The following is a 219-nucleotide window of genomic DNA, read 5'->3' as shown; positions in this document are numbered from 1 at the left end:
CCCGATTCGTCATCGGCGCCGATGTGGGCCTTCATGCCAAAATAATACTGGTTTCCCTTCTTGGTCTGGTGCATTTCCGGGTCGCGCTTGCCGTCCTTGTTCTTGGGCGAACTGGGCGCATTGATCAGCGTTGCATCGACGATGGTGCCCTGGCGCAGCGACAGGCCGCGGTCGCCCAGATAGCCATTGATGACAGCGAGGATGCCGGCCGCCAGCTCG

1 protein-coding gene is annotated in these 219 nt (G+C 61.2%); it reads right to left on the bottom strand.

The features are described 5' to 3' along the window. Nucleotides 1–219: transposase (locus tag AO268_RS33975; protein ID WP_141562790.1), on the bottom strand; the 219-nt coding region annotated here is incomplete at both ends.

The organism is Pseudomonas sp. ICMP 8385 (assembly GCF_002699915.1).
Lineage (GTDB): Bacteria > Pseudomonadota > Gammaproteobacteria > Pseudomonadales > Pseudomonadaceae > Aquipseudomonas > Aquipseudomonas gessardii.
The sequence above is the reverse complement of the archived record's forward strand: the minus strand, read 5'-3'. Positions and strand labels throughout refer to the sequence as shown.